This window comes from Lactobacillus sp. LL6, assembly GCF_007570935.1.
In the GTDB taxonomy this organism is placed as follows: domain Bacteria; phylum Bacillota; class Bacilli; order Lactobacillales; family Lactobacillaceae; genus Lactobacillus.
In genome coordinates this window covers 446973-468225 of the sequence record NZ_VLLR01000001.1, presented here as the reverse complement: position 1 = coordinate 468225, position 21253 = coordinate 446973, and the positions used below count along the sequence as shown (strand labels likewise).

At 34.2% G+C, this 21253-nt stretch carries 22 protein-coding genes; 4 read left to right on the top strand and 18 right to left on the bottom strand.

What is annotated here, in order from left to right:
- Positions 1-34: 34 nt before the first annotated feature.
- The gene (locus FOD82_RS02410) at positions 35-1141 is read left to right on the top strand and encodes a Xaa-Pro peptidase family protein (protein ID WP_144354907.1); all 1107 of its coding nucleotides are present in this window, start codon (positions 35-37) and stop codon (positions 1139-1141) included.
- 64 nt (positions 1142-1205) lie between these two features.
- Here the strand turns inward: FOD82_RS02410 and FOD82_RS02405 are convergent, their stop codons facing one another.
- Complete coding sequence (locus FOD82_RS02405; RefSeq protein WP_144354906.1) at positions 1206-1580, bottom strand: DUF1269 domain-containing family protein; 375 nt, start codon at positions 1578-1580, stop codon at positions 1206-1208.
- A 22-nt stretch (positions 1581-1602) separates the two neighbouring features.
- On the bottom strand, positions 1603-2031 hold the full coding sequence (locus tag FOD82_RS02400) for a DUF948 domain-containing protein (protein WP_144354905.1): 429 nt from the start codon (positions 2029-2031) through the stop codon (positions 1603-1605).
- A gap of 116 nt (positions 2032-2147) precedes the next feature.
- Between FOD82_RS02400 and FOD82_RS02395 the strand changes: the two genes are divergently transcribed.
- The gene (locus FOD82_RS02395; RefSeq protein ID WP_144354904.1) at positions 2148-2990 is read left to right on the top strand and encodes a mechanosensitive ion channel family protein; all 843 of its coding nucleotides are present in this window, start codon (positions 2148-2150) and stop codon (positions 2988-2990) included.
- 44 nt (positions 2991-3034) lie between these two features.
- Here FOD82_RS02395 and FOD82_RS02390 read toward each other — a convergent pair whose 3' ends face one another.
- Complete coding sequence (locus FOD82_RS02390; RefSeq protein ID WP_144354903.1) at positions 3035-3655, bottom strand: XTP/dITP diphosphatase; 621 nt, start codon at positions 3653-3655, stop codon at positions 3035-3037.
- Positions 3655-4455 (bottom strand): glutamate racemase, encoded by an 801-nt coding sequence (gene murI / locus FOD82_RS02385; RefSeq protein WP_144354902.1) that lies wholly within the window; start codon positions 4453-4455, stop codon positions 3655-3657. Before murI ends, FOD82_RS02390 begins: the two co-directional genes overlap by 1 nt.
- Positions 4456-4543: 88 nt before the next feature.
- Between murI and FOD82_RS02380 the strand changes: the two genes are divergently transcribed.
- The gene (locus tag FOD82_RS02380; protein ID WP_144354901.1) at positions 4544-4951 is read left to right on the top strand and encodes a YslB family protein; all 408 of its coding nucleotides are present in this window, start codon (positions 4544-4546) and stop codon (positions 4949-4951) included.
- Positions 4952-5020: 69 nt separating this feature from the next.
- Entirely contained in the window at positions 5021-5392 is a 372-nt protein-coding gene (gene mscL, locus FOD82_RS02375) for a large-conductance mechanosensitive channel protein MscL (RefSeq protein ID WP_144354900.1), read from the top strand.
- A 41-nt stretch (positions 5393-5433) separates the two neighbouring features.
- On the opposite strand, the gene trxA is transcribed toward mscL, so the two are convergent.
- From trxA to mutL, 14 genes are all read right to left on the bottom strand, one after another.
- Complete coding sequence (trxA, locus tag FOD82_RS02370; protein WP_144354899.1) at positions 5434-5745, bottom strand: thioredoxin; 312 nt, start codon at positions 5743-5745, stop codon at positions 5434-5436.
- A 100-nt stretch (positions 5746-5845) separates the two neighbouring features.
- Positions 5846-8203, bottom strand: a complete 2358-nt coding sequence (locus tag FOD82_RS02365; RefSeq protein WP_144354898.1) for an endonuclease MutS2 — start codon at positions 8201-8203, stop codon at positions 5846-5848.
- A 52-nt stretch (positions 8204-8255) separates the two neighbouring features.
- Positions 8256-8564: a DUF1292 domain-containing protein gene (locus FOD82_RS02360; RefSeq protein ID WP_144354897.1), complete on the bottom strand. Its 309-nt coding sequence runs from the start codon at positions 8562-8564 to the stop codon at positions 8256-8258.
- Complete coding sequence (gene ruvX, locus FOD82_RS02355) at positions 8564-8998, bottom strand: Holliday junction resolvase RuvX (RefSeq protein ID WP_144354896.1); 435 nt, start codon at positions 8996-8998, stop codon at positions 8564-8566. Before ruvX ends, FOD82_RS02360 begins: the two co-directional genes overlap by 1 nt.
- Positions 8999-9256 carry an IreB family regulatory phosphoprotein gene (locus tag FOD82_RS02350; protein ID WP_004045418.1) on the bottom strand — a complete coding sequence of 86 codons (258 nt, stop codon included), beginning with the start codon at positions 9254-9256 and terminating at the stop codon, positions 8999-9001.
- Positions 9257-9308: 52 nt separating this feature from the next.
- Positions 9309-11948: an alanine--tRNA ligase gene (gene alaS / locus FOD82_RS02345; protein ID WP_144354895.1), complete on the bottom strand. Its 2640-nt coding sequence runs from the start codon at positions 11946-11948 to the stop codon at positions 9309-9311.
- A 243-nt stretch (positions 11949-12191) separates the two neighbouring features.
- Positions 12192-13553, bottom strand: a complete 1362-nt coding sequence (locus FOD82_RS02340) for a DEAD/DEAH box helicase (protein WP_144354894.1) — start codon at positions 13551-13553, stop codon at positions 12192-12194.
- Positions 13546-14502 carry a bifunctional oligoribonuclease/PAP phosphatase NrnA gene (locus tag FOD82_RS02335; RefSeq protein ID WP_144354893.1) on the bottom strand — a complete coding sequence of 319 codons (957 nt, stop codon included), beginning with the start codon at positions 14500-14502 and terminating at the stop codon, positions 13546-13548. The genes FOD82_RS02340 and FOD82_RS02335 overlap by 8 nt, the downstream gene beginning before the upstream one ends.
- A gap of 54 nt (positions 14503-14556) precedes the next feature.
- A complete protein-coding gene (gene dinB, locus FOD82_RS02330; protein ID WP_144354892.1) occupies positions 14557-15678 on the bottom strand; it encodes a DNA polymerase IV in 1122 nt (373 codons plus the stop codon).
- A complete protein-coding gene (gene zwf / locus FOD82_RS02325; RefSeq protein ID WP_144354891.1) occupies positions 15671-17122 on the bottom strand; it encodes a glucose-6-phosphate dehydrogenase in 1452 nt (483 codons plus the stop codon). The genes dinB and zwf overlap by 8 nt, the downstream gene beginning before the upstream one ends.
- A 99-nt stretch (positions 17123-17221) precedes the next feature.
- On the bottom strand, positions 17222-17653 hold the full coding sequence (yajC, locus tag FOD82_RS02320) for a preprotein translocase subunit YajC (protein ID WP_186277703.1): 432 nt from the start codon (positions 17651-17653) through the stop codon (positions 17222-17224).
- 75 nt (positions 17654-17728) lie between these two features.
- Positions 17729-18745 carry a Holliday junction branch migration DNA helicase RuvB gene (gene ruvB, locus FOD82_RS02315; RefSeq protein WP_144354889.1) on the bottom strand — a complete coding sequence of 339 codons (1017 nt, stop codon included), beginning with the start codon at positions 18743-18745 and terminating at the stop codon, positions 17729-17731.
- A 51-nt stretch (positions 18746-18796) separates the two neighbouring features.
- Complete coding sequence (gene ruvA / locus FOD82_RS02310) at positions 18797-19384, bottom strand: Holliday junction branch migration protein RuvA (protein ID WP_144354888.1); 588 nt, start codon at positions 19382-19384, stop codon at positions 18797-18799.
- 2 nt (positions 19385-19386) lie between these two features.
- Positions 19387-21252 carry a DNA mismatch repair endonuclease MutL gene (mutL, locus tag FOD82_RS02305; RefSeq protein ID WP_144354887.1) on the bottom strand — a complete coding sequence of 622 codons (1866 nt, stop codon included), beginning with the start codon at positions 21250-21252 and terminating at the stop codon, positions 19387-19389.
- Between the last annotated feature and the right edge of the window lies 1 nt (position 21253).

Here is a 21253-nt window from a genome sequence, read left to right as displayed (position 1 = left end):
GATTGTACACTTTTTTCAAGAAAGGACTAAATATATGAATTTAGATAAACTGCAAGAATGGCTTGTATCAACTGGCAATGATGTAGCTTATATTTCTGATCCATTGTCAATTGCTTATTTTACTGGTTATGCCATGGAACCACACGAGCGTATCTTTAGCTTAGTAGCTTTAAAAGATGCACCTGCATTTGTTTTTGTTCCAGCTTTAAACGTAGAAGAAGCAAAAGCATCAGCTTGGAACGGAGATGTTGTTGGCTATCTCGACTCAGAAGATCCGTGGGCAATGATTGCCGATGAAATTCGTAAAAGAACAAGCGAACACAAGAATTGGGCAATTGAAAAAATCAACTTACCTGTTGCTCACTTTCAAAACTTACGCAGTAACTTTCTAGATGGCAGCTTTACTAATGATGTTTCAGGATTTATTGAACGTATTCGTTTATATAAAACTCCAGAAGAAATTGAAAAATTAAAAGGCGCAGGACGTGAAGCAGACTATGCTTTTCAAATTGGCTTTGATGCTCTAAAAACAGGCGTGACAGAACGCAGCGTTGCTGGACAAATTGACTATCAATTAAAAATTCAGCATGGTGTAATGCATGAAAGTTTTGAAACAATTGTACAAGCAGGAAAAAATGCTGCTAATCCCCATTTGGGTCCTACAATGAATACTGTGCAACCTAATCAATTAGTTTTATTTGATTTAGGTACCATGCATGATGGATATGCTTCTGATGCTAGTCGAACAGTTGCTTATGGTGAACCAAGTGCTAAACAACGTGAAATTTATGAAGTCGATAGAGAAGCCCAACAAGCTGCAATTGAAGCTGCCAAACCTGGCATCACTGCAGGTGAGCTTGATGCTGTAGCTCGCGACATTATTAAGCGTGCTGGTTATGGTGAGTACTTTATCCACCGTTTAGGTCATGGAATTGGAATGAATGTTCATGAATTTCCTTCAATTGTTGGTGGAAATGATTTAGTAATCGAAGAAGGTATGTGCTTCTCAATTGAACCTGGAATCTATATCCCAGGCTTTGCCGGAGTTAGAATCGAAGACTGCGGCGTAGTAACTAAAGATGGTTTTGAACCATTTACTCATACTGATAAGGACTTGAAAGTTTTACCATTAAAAAATTAAGTAGCAAAAAAGACATGCTAGTAAAATGCTAACATGCCTTTTTCTTTTATAACTCCAATTAAACTTAAGCTTCTGGTTTAGCTTCTGATGAATGATCAGTAGTATTATCAGTAGCTTCTGCATTGTTCAAGTCATTAACTGACTTTTCTGCAGTGTCAGTTGAATTGTTATCATCTTTCTTAGAATCGTCAATAACGATATCATCAAAATCTTTCAATTCTGAATCATCTTCAACGTTCTTTGGGAATGATGCAAGTTGGTTCTTAACAACTTCAGTACCATTGTCGTACTTCTTCTTTAAATCTTGAAGAGTATCATTGTCCTTGATCTTCTTCTTAACATCATCTAATTGTTCATCAGTTACAAGAAGTGAACCTGCAACAAAACCAGCTGCAGCACCAGCAATAGTACCAACTAAAAAACTAGTAAATTTACCCATAATTAAAGTCCTCCTTTGGATTTTATTCTTCGCCTTTTCGACGTTTGCGTCTAGCTAAAGCGGCTGTCAATAATGAAGAAACAACCCCAGCACTTGAAAAGCGACTACGGTTATTAAAACGCTTCACCATCTTTTTGGAAGAAGCATTAATTTCTGAAACACTTTCTCCAAGTTCAGCAGCTGCCTTAACTACTGGTTCAATCGTCTTCATTTTACCATTAACATCGGCTAAAAGTACATTTGTTTTATCCAATAAATCACTAGTTTGTCCCATCAAACCATTGACATCTGATGAAATCTTTTTAATTGATTCATTGGTTGTCTGCATTGTCTTATTAGCTTCTTCAATAGCTTTTGAAGTACGAACAAGCATCGGAATTGTGAAAAGTACTAATATTAAAAATGCGATAGCGGCAATTAGTCCTGCTAAAGCACCGTAAGAAATTACCATCTTCTACCTCCAATAATACATCTAAAAAAAGTTTAGCATGAAAACACTTTATTCTCAATGAATACGTAATTTGTTATGCTTAATTTATAAAAACAAAGAAAGGAATTTTATTTTCAATGAAAAATACTCTTCATTTAAATAATAAAGCCCTCTCCGTTAACTGGGATAAAATCAGTGATAATTTACTCAATGTTATTTGGCAGCTGTTTTTAACTACATTGATCTTTTATCTGATTTCACACTATGGCACTAAGCTTATTAACCGCTATATAAATCATAGCAATAAGCCACGCAATAAGCGAACCCAAACAATTAAAGCACTAATTACCAGTGTCTTTCAATATACAATTATATTCTTTTATTTGGGCGGTGTCTTATCAATTTTAGGAGTTCCTGTCGGAACACTACTTGCCAGCGCTGGAATTTTCTCACTGGCTTTAGGAATGGGAGCTCAAGGATTTGTAAGTGACTTAGTAAATGGTTTTTTTATTTTGAGTGAAGATCAATTTGATGTAGGCGATACAGTACAAATCAACTCACAAATAGGTACCGTTATTCAGCTAGGACTACGAACAACTCGTTTAAAAGGCTCTGACGGGTCCATTATTTATATCCCTAACAGAAACATTTCAATTGTACAAAACCTCGCACACGGGGGAATAAGCGTAAATGTAGCCGTAGAATTAGATGCTGCAAATGACTTTAATCAAGTCAAAGAAATCATTAAAAATGAAAATAAACAAATTCAACCTGAAAAAAAGACTCTAGTTCAAGGTCCAACAATCGTTGGGATTACCGCCCAAACCGGTAATAATGTTACTTTTACCGTCCATTTTCAAGTTAAGCCGGGTAAAGAAAGTACTGTTAGAGATCTTTATTTAAGCCACTATATTCGTGCTCTACAAAAAAATAATATTAAATTTGCTACAATAGCAAAACCGATTGCTGCTAAAAGCTAAAATTAAAACCTGAATGTCGATTATACAACGCATTCAGGTTTTTTCTAATCAAATTGTTCAAACCATTCTGGTAATTTTTTAAGTAATTTTTCTACTGCACGACCTCTATGGGAAATTTCATTTTTTTCATCTGTTGTCATTTGTGCAAAAGTTTTGCCCTTTTCTGGAACATAGAATAATGGATCGTAGCCAAAACCATCTTCTCCGCAAGGACCAGCCAAAATCTCACCATCACAAGTTCCACTAACTACTAGATCTTTATCAAAATGATCAGGCATTGAAACTACAATAGTCGTATTAAAATGAGCTGTCCTTTTTTCTGAAGGAGTTCCTCCCAGCTCTGCTAAAAGTTTCGCATTATTATGAGCATCGTTGTGAGCTTCTCCTGCATAACGAGCTGAACGCACCCCTGGTGCCCCATTTAATTTATCTACCATTAAGCCAGAATCATCGGCAATAGTTGGCAACTTACTAAACTCTGCTAAAGCATGAGCTTTCAATTTAGCATTCTCTTCAAAAGTTCGACCAGTTTCTACGACATGAGGAGCATTAACTAAATCAGCATTAGTTTTGATATCAATATCTACACCTGCTTTTTTAAAAGCTTCTTTTAATTCACGTACTTTTCCTTGATTATTAGTAGCAAATAAAACTTCCTTAGTCATTATAAATTCTCCGTTTCAACATGTTCAGCACTTAAATCAGCCTCACCTAAAAATCGTTGCCCCATTTGTGCAAAAGAAATAGGATCTCCTGTTGTATAATATTCATGAGTGACATTTGCAGATTCATTAAACAAGCTATCTCGCTTCATCACATTATATGTGTATTGAGCAACTTGATCTGCAGGATCAACAATCTTAATATCTTTTCCTAAAACTTCCGCAAATTCCTTCTGAATAATAGGATAGTGAGTACAACCCAAAACAAAAGTATCAAAATCTTTTCCTTTAAGAGAAGCCACACTTCTTTTAACTGCTTCTAAATTAGTTTGATAATCTTTTTGTGCTTCAATAAGCGGAGCTAATTCAGGAGCAGCAACTTCTGCAACATCAATTTTAGAATTACGAAATTCTATTTCTTTTTTATATGCATGAGAACTAATAGTAACCGGAGTTGCTACTACAGCTACTTTATTATTTTCAGTTGTACGAGCAGCTGCTAAACTTCCAGATTGAATTACTCCAATAATTTGCTGGTCAACTTCTTTTTGAAGAGTTGGCATAGCAGCAGCAGTTGCAGTATTACATGCAAAAATAATCAATTTAACGTTCTTACTTAATAAAAATTTAACACTTTGTCTAGTTAGCTTAATAATTTCTTGTTGGCTTTTTTCACCATAAGGCATATTAGCATTATCACCAATAAAAACTGTAGATTCATTAGGTAATTTTTCAATAACTTTTTTTACTACAGAAAAACCTCCATCTCCAGAATCTAATAACCCTATAGGACGATTATCCATTTTTATGTCCCCTTTCAAGAAAAAAATATTTTCTACTTCCACTAGTTTACGGTAAAATGAATAAGAATAAAAGGGAAGAAGTACACTCATGGAAAACAACACAGAACATAACGAACACGTATATTTTGTTAATCAATTATATCGCGATTTTATTTTGCCAACGATTTTAGGTGACGATGATGCAACTATTCTTTACTGGGCTGGTAAGAGAATTTCACGTCACTATGATCTGTCGTCATTTGAAGATTTGGCTGATTTTTTTGCAATGGCCGAATTTGGTACACTTACTAAAGTTAAAGAACGCAGAAGTTCTACAACTTTTGAATTAAGCGGTCAAAATGTAGCCGACCGTCTAAGTAGTGATAGCCGAGAATTTGCTTTAGAAAGCGGTATGATCGCTGAAGCATTAGAAAAAGAAAGCGGTCGAACAACAGAAAGTGAAATCACTATTTTAGATAAGCAAAAAACAGTTGAATTTCTTGCACGTTTTAATTAAGCATTTTTCTAGGGTATTTTTATATTTTTCTGTATACTTTTAAATAAATCATAAACAGGAGAATTGGAAATGTTTAAAGAATTTAAGCAATTTATTGCCCGTGGAAATGTTATTGATTTAGCTGTCGGTGTAATTATCGGAGCTGCATTTACTTCTATTGTGAAGTCTCTTGTCTCTAATATTATTAATCCTCTTATTGGAATTTTTATTGGAAAAATCGATCTTTCTAATTTAGTATTCAAGGTTGGGGATGCAACATTTAAATATGGTAGCTTTCTTAATGCTATAATTAACTTCTTAATTATTTCATTTGTAGTATTTTTAATTGTCCAAGCAGTTAATAAAATTACTCGTAAGGAAAAGAAAGAAGACCCCAAGCCTACAGCAGAAGATTACTTAAAAGAAATCCGTGATATTTTAGCAGAACAAGAAAATAAATAAAAAGCGTTGAGGCTGTAATGAGCCTCAACGCTTTTTTGTGATTAAGCTGTGTATTGATCTAAGATTTGGTTAAGTTTTTCCTTTGGAGTATAACCAGTTAAACGGTCAACAATCTTGCCATCCTTCTTAATAATCAAAGTAGGAATTGCCATAATGCCTAGATTTTTAGCTGTTTCTTGATTTTGATCTACATCCATCTTGGTGAACTTAACATCTTGACGCTCTTCAGCTAGTTGATCAATAACTGGTGATTGCATCTTACATGGACCACACCAAGGTGCCCAAAAGTCAGTTAATACAACACCATTATCAGTTTCTTCGTTAAAGTCTTGATCTGTGATTGCTTCAACCATAATTATTACCTCTCAATCAAAAAATCCAAAAAATAATTTTTTGAAAACTCTTTATAATTTAATAATATCAGCATAACTTACTTTTTACAAGTTAAATGCACTACTTTAATTGCACAATAGTTGCTCCATTACCACCTTCATTTGCAGGTGCATAATTAAAACTTTTAACATGTCTACTAGATTTTAAATATTGCCAAACACCCTTTCTAATAGCACCTGTTCCAATCCCATGAATAATGGTTATGGTACTTAAACCTGCTAACAAAACAGAATCAATATAGCGGTCTAAATTTGTCATCGCTTCATCATAGCGCTGTCCACGTAAATCAATCTCACTATGAGCATTACTTCTTCTAACTGCACTTGTTGCACGAACTTTAGGCTGAGATTTTTTAGGTGAGGACTGAGAAATCTTCTCAACATCACGATCACTAACCTTCACCTTTATAATTCCTAGTTGAACCTCATATTGGTGCTCTCCAAGCTTCTTTGTAATAGTGCCTGTTTGCCCATAAGAGAGGACTTTTACTTGGTCACCCACACTTACATTATGGCGACGTTTTTCACGCTGTAAGACCTTATTATGGGCCAAATTCTCAGCTTGACGCTGTAAGCTATTAAGTTCGCCTTTAGCATCAATAATTTTATTTTGTTTGAGATTAATCCCCGCTTTTTGTTGCTTTTCAAGCTCTTCAATAATTTTATCAGCCTTTTTACGACGTTTTGCCACCACTTCATTAGCTCGCTCTTGAGCAAAATCAAGTTGCTTTTGAATGCGTTGATTATACCAGTCAAGCGCATCTTGTAATTTTTTCTCAAGTTTTTGACTACGATCTAAACTCGTTTGCAAATGCTCTCTTGCAGTATTAGCAGCTTTAGTTTGCTGATTCAAACGCTCAATCATATTATTGATATCTGAATCTTCATCACTCATCAAACTTTGTGCATTTTTAACTACATCTTCACGCATTCCAAGTCTTCTAGCGATTGCAAAAGCATTACTATGACCTGGAATTCCAATTTGTAAATGATAAGTAGGAGAAAGTGATTTTAAATCAAATTCCATTGACGCATTTGTTGTTCGCAAGCGATTATAGCCGTAAAGCTTTAATTCAGGATAGTGAGTTGTAACCATAATTTGAGCTTTATTTTTACGTAAAAAGTCCAAAATACTAATGGCTAAACTTGCTCCTTCTTCCGGGTCAGTTCCGGCTCCAATTTCATCAATTAAAACCAAAGTATCACTATCGACGTTTTTCATAATAGCGATAATATCGTTAATATGTGAAGAGAAAGTACTTAAAGATTGTTCAATTGATTGTTCATCTCCAATATCAGCATAAATCTGCTTAAAAATACCAACTCGGCTTCCCTCTTGGGCTGGAATAAACAGGCCAGATTGTGCCATTAATTGTAAAAGACCAGCTGTTTTTAGGGTAATGGTTTTACCACCAGTGTTTGGTCCGGTGATAAGCATCGTATCAAAATCTTCTCCAAGCACAATATCATTTGGCACTACTTTTTCAGGATCAATTAAAGGATGACGCGCCTTTAATAAGTTCATTGAATGATCTTGAGTTAATTTTGGCTCAGTGGCTTGCATCTTTTTAGCTAGCTTGGCTTTAGCTTGTAAAAAATCAAGTTCTGTTAGTGCATTAGCAATAGAATTAAGATTTTCAATTTCTTCACGAGCTAAATTAGATAGGTTCTTTAAAACGCGACGAATTTCTTGCCGTTCTTGAGCCAATAAATTTTGTTGACGATTATTTAATGCCAAAACTGATTCTGGCTCAATAAATAAAGTCTGTCCACTTGCACTTTGGTCATGAACTACTCCACCAAATTTACTTCGATATTCTTGCTTAACCGGAATAACATAGCGGTCATCACGAATCGTCACAATTTGTTCTGACAAATACTTGCTACTATTCCCCTTAGTATAAGCATCCATTCGATTCTTGATGTCTTCTTCATTACTTTTCATATCATGACGAAGTCGAGCCAAGCTGCTAGAAGCAGAATCTAATACTTCTCCATCATAATCAACTGATTTTTTTAATTCATTAAAAAGTAGTTCAGGCACGTCAAGTTTATCTAAAATACTTTCAATTGCTGATAAATCAACTTCTTCAACATCTTCCAAAAAGTTATTAACTTCTTTAGCTAAAGTTAAAACTAATAATAAGTTTCCAAGTTCTTCTGCGTTTAAATCAGCTTTAACACTCAAACGTTTAGTACTTGGATGAATATCTAAGAAGTCACTTAAAGGCAGTTGCCCTTTTACTCTCAATAAATTTACTAAAGATAAAGTTTGCTCTAATTGCAGTTTTACTTGATCATAATCACTAGCAGGACGCAATTGTTCGGCATGTTTTTTTGCTGGAGCAGTTATTGCTTCATTTTTTAATTTATTAGTAATTTGTTCAAATTCTAAAATTTCTAAAATCTTTTCGTTCATTATTCCTTATTCCAATTAACAAAAAGAGGCTGGCATTAAACCAGTCCTCTTTTTATTCACCACTTAAACGGTCATCATCAAGGAAAGTATTTAATACTCCTTGTACCATTTCCCATTCTTCATCAGATTCAATTTCATGCAAATCACTGCTGGTTACATCTCCAGCATCATCTGCATCATAGCTAAATGCTTGAACTTCAATATCTTCTCCTTCACCAACTGCAGCTGGATAAAGAAGGACATAAGACTTATCATAATCATCTGAATGAAAAGTGAATAAGATTTCATATAATTCTTCATTACCCTTGTCATCAACTAGAGTAATTTGGCGATCCATATCGTCTTTATTTTGTTGTGTCATTATTGATCCTTTCGGTTTAAATCTAAATAGTTTTGCAAGATAAGAACTGCAGCCATTTGATCAATTACCTCTTTGCGTTTATGGCGGTCATGAATTCCAGCTTCTTCAACTAAAACTCTTTCTGATTCTATAGTAGTTAATCTTTCGTCTGAATAATATACAGGTAAACCAAACTTCTTTTTTAGTCTTTCCCCATATGCTTTACTACGTGCTACAGAATCGCCTGCTGAACCATCCATATTTTTAGGTAATCCCAATACAAAACCTGCTGGGTCATACTCACGCACTAATTTCTTAATTGATTTCATACCAAAATTAAATTTGGTTTCATCAACTTGAATTGTTTCTACTTTTTGCGCAGTATATCCTAACTCATCGCTAACAGCTACGCCGACAGTTTTAGAACCAATATCTAACCCTAATAGTCTACGCATTTACTTATCCTTACCGAGGTAACTTTTAACTAATTCTTCGATAATTTCATCACGTTCATGCTTAAGAATTAAGTTACGCGCATCATTGTGACGTGGGATATAAGCAGGATCGCCAGAAAGTAAGTATCCTACAATCTGGTTAATTGGGTTATAACCCTTTTCTTCAAGCGCATTGTAAACATCTTGCAGAGTATCATAAACATTTTTACCCTTATTTTGGTTAAAGTCAAAATGCATTGTTTTATCTAACGAACTCATAATTATTCCTCCTGTTCCAATTTTACTTGAAAAAAAGCTTAAACTCAATTAATTAATTCTTTGAAATTTCATCAAGTACTACATCAATGGCATCCTTCAAGCCCTCTGGTTTCTTACCACCAGCTTGAGCCATATTAGGACGACCACCACCGCCACCACCAAAGATTGGAGCAGCAGTCTTAATTAAGTTACCAGCTTTAAGGCCTTTATCTAATGCCTTGTCATTCAAGCTAATAATCATATTTGCTTTACCGTCATTTTCTGCGGCAAGAACTAAAATATCTGACTTATTTTGACTCTTCCAGCTATCAGCAAGTTCACGCAAGTCTTTCATACCATCAACATCAGCAATTTCTGCAATAACAGTTAAATCACCTGCTTGTTTAATGTTATTAAACAAATCTTTTGACTTAGCTTGGTTAATAGTCTTGTTTAATTCTTCAACTTGTTTTTGACTATCATGTAAATCAGTTTCAAGTGAATCAATCTTATCAATGATATTTTCTGGTTTAGTTGCCTTAACTTCTTCTTGAATATTATCAAGTAAGTTTGAGCGATTTGCTAAATATTCATATGCCTTCTTTGAAGTTACTGCTTCAATTCTACGCATACCAGCACCGATAGCAGATTCTGAAGTAATCTTGAAAATACCGATTTGACTAGTGTTATCACAGTGAGTACCGCCACAAAACTCAGTTGAAAAGTCAGAAATTTGAACAACACGAACTTTATCACCGTATTTACCGTTGAATAGTGCTAATGCTCCCATTTTACGACCAGTTTCTGGATCAGTAATAGTAGTCTTAACTTGAATTGCTTCCCAAATCTTTTGGTTAACAAGTTCTTCGACTGACTTAAGTTCACGTGGAGTCATTGGGTCCATTGCAGTAAAGTCAAATCTCAAGTAATCAGGTTCTACTAAACTACCTGCTTGGTGAGTATGTTCACCTAAAACTTGGCGAAGTGCTGAATGTAAAAGGTGAGTTGCAGTGTGTGAGTGACGAAGACCTTCACGACGTTCACGATCAATCTTAAGAATGTATTCTGTACCTTTTTCAAGTGGCAAAATTACATCTACAAAGTGTAAGTTTTGATCATTTGGTGCATGTTGTACATCAGTAACTTTAGCTACTAACTCACCATCTTTATTATAGATATCACCATGATCAGCAACTTGACCACCACGTTCAGCATAAAATGGTGTCTTATCAAATACTAAAGTTGCTTGTTCACCTTCTGCTTTATCAACAAGCTTATCATCAACAATAATATCAATAAGTTTTGCATGGGGTTCTTCATAAACACCATATTCAAACTCTGACTTATCCTTTAAATTCATCAAAGTTTCATCTTGCTTACCCATTGATTGAAGATCACCACGAGCTTTTCTAGCACGATCTTTTTGAGCTTGCATTTCTGCGTCAAAGCCATCTTTATCAACATTTAAGCCTTCATCTTGAGCTGATTCAAATGTTAATTCATATGGAAATCCATAAGTATCGAATAACTTAAATGCATCTTTACCTGAAATAGTCTTATCTTCAGATTTTTTAGCCTTTTCAATTAAATCATCAAGCAAAGTTAAACCGCTGTCAAGAGTTGCACCAAATCTTTCTTCTTCATTTTGGATAACATTTGCAATGAATCCTTGTTGATCAACAATTTCTGGATAGTGACTTTGCATAATTTTACCAACAACTGGAACTAATTTGTAAAGAAAGGCACCCTTAATTCCTAAACGTTGACCATTAAGATCAGCACGACGGATTAAACGACGCAAAACATAGCCACGTCCTGAGTTTGATGGAAGAGCACCATCTGCAATAGCAAAACTTACTGCACGAACGTGATCTGCAATAATCTTGAAGGCAGTTGTATCTTCTTTATTTTCACCATATTTCTTTCCATCAGTCATTTCTTCAGTTGCATGAATGATTGGTAAGAAAAGGTCAGTTTCAAAGTTTGTTGGTGCATCTTGTAAAATTGAAAGCACACGTTCAAGCCCCATACCAGTATCGATATTCTTGTGTGGCTGGTCTACATATTGGCCATTTGGCAAGTGGTTATATTGTGAGAATACAATATTCCAAATTTCAAGATAGCGAGCATTTTCACCACCTGGAAAGTTTTCTGGGTCATCTTCGGCAACATCATTATTTTCTTGACCACGGTCATAAAAAATTTCTGTATCCGGACCACATGGACCCTCACCAATATCCCAGAAGTTATCTTCTAATTCAACAATATGATCTTTTGGCATCCCTGCTTTAATCCAAACTTCTTTTGAATCTTTGTCTTTTGGATAAACAGTACAGTAAAGTTTTTCCTTATCAAGATCAAGCCATTCAGGACTTGTCAAAAATTCCCATGCCCAAGGAATTGCTTGTTCTCTAAAGTAGTCTCCTACTGAAAAGTTACCAAGCATTTCAAAGAAAGTTTGGTGACGAGCAGTTTTACCAACGTTTTCAATATCATTAGTTCTGATTGACTTTTGTGAAGAAGTAATTCTATGATTCTTAGGAACTACTGAACCATCAAAATACTTCTTCATTGTAGCAACCCCTGAGTTGATCCAAAGAAGAGTTGGATCGTCTTGTGGAATAAGTGATGCACTTGGCATAATCATGTGGCCATGGTCCTTAAAGAAATCTAAGAACATTTGGCGAAACTCTGAACTATTTAGTTTCTTCATGAATTTTTATCTCCCATTTACAAAAAATAAAAAACACCGTTGCTTAATGCAAGGACGCCCAAAGCGCGGTACCACCTTGTTTGCAACAGTGCTTGTTACCTCTTTATTATCTTCAATTCAAAACTTAAAGGAGCATTTTTTAAACGTTATTAGACTTTTTCACCAAGCAGTCCTCTCTTTGAAATAACTATTTAAAAAATATATCTTAAGCTGAGAAAAATTATACTACAAGTTGAAGCTTTGTCAACGTCCTTGTTCGCGCTTACGCTTTCTTTGGCGCTTAGCCTTTCGAATTTCATGACGTTGTTCAAGTTTGCGTTTTTGACGATTATCTTCTTGGATTGCACGCTTAATTTTCTTTTTGTAGCCTGGCTTACGCTTACGTTTTTGCTTTTTCACCAAACCTACAAGCTTAGTATCAAGCTTTCTATTTTTAGCTTCACGATTATCACGTCTTCGATAATGCTTACGCGGTACTAATTCGCCATTTTTAATTTCAACAAAATCAAAATGAACCCCCATCTTTTCAAGATCAGCAATTCGATTCATTTCTTCTTCACGAATTAAAGTAATCGCATGTCCAGATAAACCATTTCGACCAGTACGTCCAATTCTATGAATTACAAATTCTAAATCTCTTGGAACTTCATAGTTAATAACCAAACTAACTCCATCAATATCAAGACCGCGTGCTGCTAAATCACTTGCTACAACATATTGGAATTGCCCTTGTTCTACTTGTCTAATAGTACGTTTACGCTCACGTTCTGTGATTCCACCATGAATTTTAGCAACTTTCATTCCTTGATCTTGTAAATATTTAGTGATTTCATCAACTTTTTGCTTAGTATTAGCAAAAACTAGTGCCAAATATGGCTGACCCATTGTCAAAAGTTTATATAAAATTGCCTTTTTATTTTTAGAACCTACATCTAATAAGTCATTTTTTATAGTAGGTGCAATAACAGCTGGATTATCAATTACAATTTCATCAGGATGGGCCATATATTTACGTAAGAAATTGGAGAGCTTAACTGGAATAGTTGCAGAAAATGCAGCAAATAAGACATTTTTAGGTAATTTATTTGCTACTTGATCAATATCTGCTAAAAATCCCATATCAAGAGTCATATCAGCTTCATCAATCACAAAAACTTTAACTTGATCTACTGCAAAAATTTTCTTTTGTACAAAATCAAGCAAACGTCCTGGCGTCGCAATAATTAATTGCGGTTTTTTATTAGCCATTTTTTCAAGTTGACGCTCACGATCAGTTCCTCCAGCTAAATGCGCAATTGAAATATCAAGCCCAGATGCATCCCTTAATTGTCTAGCAACTTTATAAAGCTGATCAGCTAATTCTCGACTTGGAGCTGTGATAATAGCTTGAACATAATCAGAATTTTCATCTATTTTATTTAAAACAGGTACTAAGTATGCATGAGTTTTACCTGAGCCAGTTGCAGCTTGAACAACTACATTGACATCAGATAAAAGAGTTGGAATAACTTTTTCTTGAACTTTAGTTGGCTTTTTAAAATTAATTTTTTCCAGAGCTGTCTGAAGTTCTGGTCTAATTCTTGAATCGGTAAAAGTATTATTCATTTTCTTCTTTGTATCTCTTTGTTACATCAACTAATTCAGCAAAAATTTGCTTAACTTCATCCATGTCCTTGGCATTAGCACCACTTGCTAATGCATGACCTCCACCATCGTGCTTTTCTGCTAAATGATTAATTACAGGACCCTTTGAACGATAGTGAACACGATAAGTACCATCTGGCTTTTCAACAAAGACATTCCAAGCAATAATATCCTTAATTCTGCCAGGAGTTGAAACAGTTACTGAAGTTTGTTCAAAGTTAACTCCTAACTTCTTAAGTTCATCTTGAGTAAGTACTGCATAGGCAGCGCCGCTTGGATCAACTGTCATATAATCAAGAACAGCTGCTTGAAGTTTAGCTTGAGCAAAAGTTACGTCACTAATATTACGAGCAATTTCAGTAATATCAATACCAGTTTTTGCAAGTTGAGCTGCTACTTCAAAAGTATGGGCAGAAGTTTCTGGATACATAAAACGACCAGTGTCGCCAACAATACCAGCATAAAGTGGATAAGCAATTTCTTTATTCATAGGTAAGTTTTCGGCATTGATAAAATCAACAATGATTTGACAAGCAGCTGGAGCATCTGGATCAACATAACTCATATCTGCATATGGGTCTACATCTGGATGGTGGTCAATTTTAATCAAGAAATCCCCTTGATCATAAAGCTTATTAGAAATTCTTGGGGTATTAGCTGTATCAGTAGTAATAACTAAAGCTCCCTTATAATCCTCAGCATTGACTTCATCCATATGGTTGATCCATGCTAAATCACCTTCATCATTTTCCCCAGCACATAGAATTCTCTTTTCTGGGAACTTTTCACTTAAACTGCGAGCAAGCCCAGCTTGTGAACCAATTGCATCTGGGTCTGGACTAGTATGACGGTGCAAAATAATAGTAGGATATTGTAAGATTTTTTCATAAATATCATCAAATGAACTCATATTAATTTCTCCTCGTTTTTAATAATCACTATCTAGTTTACCAGAAAAACGTCCTTAAAGTGTATCAAACAAATCAACTTCCGCATAATGAGTCTGCTCTAAGTTAGTTGTAGAAACCCCTAGTAAACGAATTCCTTTGTTCAAAAATTCTGGCAATGTTAAAAATAAATCCCGTACTTCTTGAAAAATTATTTTTTCATTACTTGTGGCTTTTTTTAACATTCTTCTTCGAGTAATGGTATGAAAATCACTATCTCGTATTTTTAGAACTATACACTTAGCAGATAAATTTTTCTCTATAAGAATATCACTAACTTCACTGCTATATTTTCTCAAATTGGTCAAAGCTTGTTGCTGATCAAAAATACTTGGTTCAAAAGTTCTTTCTTTTCCAATAGATTTCCTAGTTCTATCACCTTCAACTGGACTCAAATCAATTCCACGAGAGTGCATCGCTAAAGAATAGCCCCATTTTTTAAACTTTTTTATTAAAAATTCTACACTTTTATTTTGTAAATCTTTACCTGTGTTAATTCCTAATTCTCGCAATGAATTTTGTGTCTTTTTTCCAACACCAGGAAACTTTTTAATATCTTGTCTAGCCAAAAAATCTATTGCTTCTTCAGGCAGAATAATAGTTTTTCCAAATGGCTTAGCATATTCAGAAGCCATTTTAGCCAAAAATTTATTATAAGTTGCACCAAAAGAAGATGTTAGACCGGTTCTTTTATATATCTCGGCTTGCATATAATTTCCTAACTCAAGTGCCGTGTAACTACCAAGTTTATTTTTAGTAACATCTAAATAAGCTTCATCTAATGAGATAGGCTCCACAATGTCAGTTACTTCATGCATAATTTCATGAACTTGCTGTGAAACTGCCCGATATTTTTTGAAATTTGGTTCTACAAATACTAATTTATCCGGTGGAATTTTTCTTACAGCTTCAATTGCTGGCATTGCGCTTCCTACTCCATAACGACGTGCAATATAATTAGCTGTTGTAATTACACCATGACCATTATATTTTCGCGGATCATGTGCTACTACTAATGCCTTAGTCTTTAAATTAGGGTTATCTCGCATTTCCACTGAAGCGTAAAAGGCATCCATGTCTAGATGAATAATCCGACGATGGATGTCTTGTTTAGGTAATAAGTTTTCAGAACTATTCATAAATCCAATGTTCAGTAGGCGATTCAAAGACGTTATTTGATTCTTTAGGTCCCATTCTATATGGCGCATATTGTACTAGTTCTGCTTGACCATTCTCATTTTCTTTTTGCCAAGCTTCTTCTATTGCATCGATATATTCCCAATAGCGCTTAAGTTCTCCCCAATGAGTAAAGTTAGTTGAATCATTGATAAATACATCATGAAGAAGTCTTTCATAACCATCTGGTACTTGTGCCATTTCTTCTTTAGAAAAAGCATAAGTTAAATCTTCTTGTCTTAATCCTTCACCAATAATCTTTTTACCATTAATAGTTAAAGTAATAGAACTAGTTGGATCAAACTCAATTGTCAATACATCATGCTTAACTTTACCATACAAACTATGACAATTTTTAAAGACAATATCAATTCGGTTTTTCTTTTCCTTAAATTCTTTACCTGTTCTAAAGTAGATAGGAACTCCAGCAACTGGTCCCTTCTTAAACTTAACAAGCCCTGCAGCAAAAGTCTCAGTAGTAGAATTTTCATCAACATTTGGCTCATTTTTATAAGCAAAAGTTGTATCACTACCGGCATATTGACCACGAACAAAGTGATTCTTGATTTCTTCAGTATTTGGGATTATTAAGCTATCTAATAATTTTTGCTTAGCTTTATGAATATCGTTATCTTTTAAACTTTCAGGCTCTGGCATAGCTAAAAGAGTTATAATTTGAAAAATATGATTTTGAACCATATCACGCAACGCGCCAGAAGTTTCGTAATAGCCACCCCGTGCTTCAACTCCTAAACGTTCAGCAAGCGTTACTTGAATGTTCTTAATGTTTTCTTTATTCCAAGAGTTTTTAAAAATCCAGTTACTAAAACGAAGCGGAATGATATTTTGAATCATTTCTTTACCAAGATAATGGTCGATTCTAAAAATATCATCTTCTTTAAATGAAGCAGTAATTTGTTTATTTAATTCTTCAGCTGATGCTAAATCACGTCCAAATGGTTTTTCAACAACAATTCGATTAAAACCGCTTCCTGTTAAATGTTGATCATTAATATGAGTTGCAATTGTACCAAAGAATCTTGGAGCCATTGCCATGTAAAAGAGACGATTACCTTGAGCATTATAGTGCTCATCGAGATCTTGAGCTAATTTTTTCAAAGTTTCATAATGTTCTACATTAGTAACATCATGAGATTGATAATAGAAATGACTAGCAAAATTCTTTACTTCATTTTCATCAACATTATTATGAGTTTCATGAATTGCATCGCTAACTTGACTGCGTAAATATTCATGTGACCATGGTCTACGTGCGGTTCCAATAACTGCAAAATTGTCATGAATGAGTCCTTGTTCATAAAGATTGTACAAAGCTGGATATAGTTTACGGTGAGCTAAGTCACCACTGCCACCAAAAATAACCATAACTACTGGAATATTTTTCATTTAAATTCCCCTTTTCTACTTCTGAACTTATACTAAATTCATTTTACAACAAGCACTCACTTAGAAAAAATAAAAAAGTGTTCATTTGAACACTTTTTTCTATTCTTTTGAATTATCTGTATCTTTATTTTTATCGGAAACAGGGTTTTCTGATTTTTCAGACTTTTCTTCAGGTTTATTTTCTACGTCTTTAGCAGTATCAACTACTGTTTTTTCTTCCGTAGCTTCACTTGACGGAATAATTTGTCTAACAGCCATTCTGCTAAAAGTTAGGTAAATACCATCTGCATCAACAACTACAGTTTGATCCTTAGAATTAATGGAATCAATTTTTGCATGTAATCCGTCTACTAAGACTACACGGTCACCCTTTTTTAATTGGTCCATCATTTCCATACGCTTTTGTTGTTGCTTTTTTTGTGGACGAATCATACCAAAGTAAGTGAATCCAATTAAAATTATAAACAAAATAATCATCATTACATTGTTGCTTTGCATACCACCATTAGCTGCTAAAAATAAAGTATTCAATATTTCCACCTCATCAAAATTTTCTATTTAAAATGTACATTAATATAATTATACAAAAATATAGTTGTTTTTTCATTAATCTTCATGAGGAATTGGCAAATTTAACTGAGCATATGCTTTTTCAGTTACCATTCTTCCACGAGGAGTTAATAAAATAAAGCCATGTTGAAGCAAATATGGTTCATATAAAGACTCAATTGTTTCGACATCCTCACCAATATTTGCTGCTAAAGTCCTGATTCCGACTGGGCCTCCATTATAACCATCAATCATAGTTTTCAAAATTTTACGATCAGTTAAATCCAGTCCCTCATCATCAACTTGTAGTTGTTTTAGTGCATGATTAGTGGTTGATAAAGAGATGGTATCTTCATCTTTTACTTGGGCAAAATCACGCACACGTTTCAAAAGTCGATTAGCTACTCTAGGAGTTCCTCTAGAACGACGAGCTAATTCATGAGCTGCTTCTGGGGCAATATGCGTATTAAAGACATCGCTTGAACGTTGAACAATTTTTTCAAGTTCATCAACAGTATAGTATTGCATATGTTCAACAATTCCAAATCGATCTCTCAATGGAGCTGATAATTGCCCTGCAAGTGTAGTTGCACCAATTAAAGTAAAGGGTGGCAATGGAACATGAACTGCATGAGTAGTTTGCCCTTCACCAATCACAATATCAATATAATAATCTTCCATTGCAGAATAAAGAATTTCTTCAACTGGTTTTGCTAAACGATGAATTTCATCAATAAATAATACATCGCCTGGATCTAAATCTGACAAAAGAGCTACTAAATCTCCTGCCTTTTCAATAGCCGGTCCACTTGTGCTTTTTAAATTTACTCCAAGTTCATTAGCGATTACAAAGGCCAAAGTAGTTTTACCAAGACCAGGTGGTCCATAAAGCAAAACATGGTCAAGCGCTTCATCTCGTTTAAGAGCTGCCTTAATATAAATAGACATCTCATTTTTAACACGCTTTTGCCCTAAATACTGACTAAGTCTCTGAGGACGAAGCGATAGTTCCATAGCTTCTTCGTTAGTGCCTTCTACTTCTCCGGAAACTACAGAATCATCTTTAGTTGCCAATTTTTTCACTTCCTTAAATCTATTTAATCAATCCTTTTTATTGTAGCAGATTTATTTTTTTAGTAATAATGAGAGACCATATTTAATATATTCATCTGCAGTTGTTGCATCAAATTCTTCTAGCTTAGGAGTAATTTTATTTACTTCTTTTTGTGTATAACCTAATGCAACCAAAGCTAAAAGTGCATCATTTAATGCCGGTGAAACTTCCTTATCGTGTACTTGATCAAGGCGCTGAACATAATCACCTAATTTACCCTTTAAATCAAGCACAATTTGGGAAGCAGTCTTTTTTCCAACTCCAGGAAAACGCGTTAAATATTTAACTTCACCTTGTTCAATTGCTTCCGCTAAAGACTGACTATCTTCTGCTGCCATGATTGCCAAAGCAGACTTAGGACCAATCCCACTAACACTTAGCAAATTTAAAAATAAACCTTTGGCATCTTCACTTTCAAAACCATACAAAGTGAGACCTGTATTATCACTAAATTTTTGCTCAATATATACTTTTGCCTTTTGTCCTTGCTCATAAGCAAAAGGAGTTGGACTATATACTTTATAACCTACGCCATTTACATCTATAACAATGTAATTTGGCATAATTAAAGTTATTACACCTTCTAAATATTCATACATAATTATTTATCCTTTTTAAACATCTTTTCTAAATCGCGTGCAGGCATTTTAACAATTACCAAATTTCCTTCTTCATCATGATATGGTTCTGAAACTGTTCTAAGAGAACTTAAAATTCTTCTAGCTTCTGCATCTGAAATCTTTTTTCTGGTCTTGACCTGCTTTTTGCTTTCTAAAAGTGCAATTTGATTTAAAAACTTAGTGAAATCACCTTTAGCATAATTTAAGTAATTATCTAAAATTTTACGTATACTTTTTTCGATATCACCACTAATCCAGGTTGGATAAGATCTAACGATAAAACTATCTTGACCAAAATCTTCCAGAGCAATTCCAATTTTATTTAATTCAGAAGCTTTAGCTTTAATTTGCAAAAAATCAAAATTGCTAAATTCTAAGATTATTGGCGTCAATAAAGTTTGCTGAATTTTTTTATCAGAATCTATCTGCTTACGGAGCTTATCATACATTAATCTGCGTCTTGCAGCTAGTTGATCAACAAGATATAAGTCTCCGTCGTTATCAGCAATCATATAGGATTGATTTTGCCCAATATAATTTAATTGAGGTAAGTTATTATTTAAAATTTCATCGCCATCAGATATAATTTCAGTATTTTTTTCTTCAGGAAATGGAGTAAGCTGGGTTTGTTTTTGAACATTCTCATTCCAAGTTTTAGTTAAAATATAGCGACTATCTTCTCTAACTTGATTTAAATCTACATAACGTGGTGTTCGCTTGATAATTTTAGTTGGTCTATTTTCGTGAACTTCACTTTTACGTTTAGTATTTACAACATTTTTATTGAGATTAAACTTAAGCTGATCAACTAAAGTATTCTTACGATTAATTGTTACATTATCAAATGCATTAGTTTCCTCAACTTTTTGAATAAATGTTGTGCTAATAGCTGAAGTAATTAAACGACTTAGCTCTTTTTCTTTTGAAAGACGAACCTCTTGTTTAGTTGGATGAACATTAACATCAACTAAGAGCGGATCAACTTTAATATTAACAATTGCAATGGGATAGTGGCGAGTTGTTAATTTTGCTCCGTAGCCATCCATTACTGAAGCTGCTAATTGATAATTTTTAATATAACGACCATTAAGCAATATGGAAATAAAATTACGTGTGGATCGCGTTAAATCAGGTTTAGAAAGCAAACCACTAATTTCAAAATCACGATCTTTCTTTTTAAAAGGCACCATTTTTTCAGCAATATGGCGACCATACACGTTAGCAATTGTTTGTTGTAAATTTTTGTTACCTGGAGTTCTTAACAAAACTTTACCAGAATTTGTCAGCGTAATTGCAATTTGAGGATATCCTAAGGCAATTCGGTTAACAATATCAACGATTTTCATAATTTCAGTTCGTGGACTGCGCAAATATTTTAACCTTGCAGGAGTATTATAAAACAAATCTTGAACTGTAATTTGAGTTCCTTTTCTAGCAGCAGCATCTTCTTGACTATCTTTAATTCCACCAGAAAACTTTGCTCTTGTGCCAACCTCACTCCCACTACTTGTTAAAATTTCAACATGACTAACTGCTGAAATTGAAGCTAAAGCTTCTCCTCTAAACCCTAAAGTAGCAACATTAAACAAATCTCGCTCAGTATTAATTTTACTTGTTGCATGTCGAGTAAAAGCCAAATCTATTTGGTCACGTTCAATCCCAGACCCATTATCTTGAACTGTAATTTGTTTAAGACCAGCATCTATAAAATCAATCCTAACCCTAGTACTGCCAGCATCAATTGAATTTTCAATAAGTTCTTTTACCACACTTGCAGGTCGCTCTATAACTTCACCAGCAGCAATTTGATTAGCTAAATTTTCAGATAATTCATGAATCTTTGCCATT

Coding starts and splice junctions, on each gene's coding strand:
- FOD82_RS02410 (WP_144354907.1), top strand. CDS start 35: ATGAATTTAGATAAACTGCAAGAATGGCTTGTATCAACTGGCAATGAT.
- FOD82_RS02405 (WP_144354906.1), bottom strand. CDS start 1,580: ATGGGTAAATTTACTAGTTTTTTAGTTGGTACTATTGCTGGTGCTGCA.
- FOD82_RS02400 (WP_144354905.1), bottom strand. CDS start 2,031: ATGGTAATTTCTTACGGTGCTTTAGCAGGACTAATTGCCGCTATCGCA.
- FOD82_RS02395 (WP_144354904.1), top strand. CDS start 2,148: ATGAAAAATACTCTTCATTTAAATAATAAAGCCCTCTCCGTTAACTGG.
- FOD82_RS02390 (WP_144354903.1), bottom strand. CDS start 3,655: ATGACTAAGGAAGTTTTATTTGCTACTAATAATCAAGGAAAAGTACGT.
- murI (WP_144354902.1), bottom strand. CDS start 4,455: ATGGATAATCGTCCTATAGGGTTATTAGATTCTGGAGATGGAGGTTTT.
- FOD82_RS02380 (WP_144354901.1), top strand. CDS start 4,544: ATGGAAAACAACACAGAACATAACGAACACGTATATTTTGTTAATCAA.
- mscL (WP_144354900.1), top strand. CDS start 5,021: ATGTTTAAAGAATTTAAGCAATTTATTGCCCGTGGAAATGTTATTGAT.
- trxA (WP_144354899.1), bottom strand. CDS start 5,745: ATGGTTGAAGCAATCACAGATCAAGACTTTAACGAAGAAACTGATAAT.
- FOD82_RS02365 (WP_144354898.1), bottom strand. CDS start 8,203: ATGAACGAAAAGATTTTAGAAATTTTAGAATTTGAACAAATTACTAAT.
- FOD82_RS02360 (WP_144354897.1), bottom strand. CDS start 8,564: ATGACACAACAAAATAAAGACGATATGGATCGCCAAATTACTCTAGTT.
- ruvX (WP_144354896.1), bottom strand. CDS start 8,998: ATGCGTAGACTATTAGGGTTAGATATTGGTTCTAAAACTGTCGGCGTA.
- FOD82_RS02350 (WP_004045418.1), bottom strand. CDS start 9,256: ATGAGTTCGTTAGATAAAACAATGCATTTTGACTTTAACCAAAATAAG.
- alaS (WP_144354895.1), bottom strand. CDS start 11,948: ATGAAGAAACTAAATAGTTCAGAGTTTCGCCAAATGTTCTTAGATTTC.
- FOD82_RS02340 (WP_144354894.1), bottom strand. CDS start 13,553: ATGAATAATACTTTTACCGATTCAAGAATTAGACCAGAACTTCAGACA.
- FOD82_RS02335 (WP_144354893.1), bottom strand. CDS start 14,502: ATGAGTTCATTTGATGATATTTATGAAAAAATCTTACAATATCCTACT.
- dinB (WP_144354892.1), bottom strand. CDS start 15,678: ATGAATAGTTCTGAAAACTTATTACCTAAACAAGACATCCATCGTCGG.
- zwf (WP_144354891.1), bottom strand. CDS start 17,122: ATGAAAAATATTCCAGTAGTTATGGTTATTTTTGGTGGCAGTGGTGAC.
- ruvA (WP_144354888.1), bottom strand. CDS start 19,384: ATGTATGAATATTTAGAAGGTGTAATAACTTTAATTATGCCAAATTAC.
- mutL (WP_144354887.1), bottom strand. CDS start 21,252: ATGGCAAAGATTCATGAATTATCTGAAAATTTAGCTAATCAAATTGCT.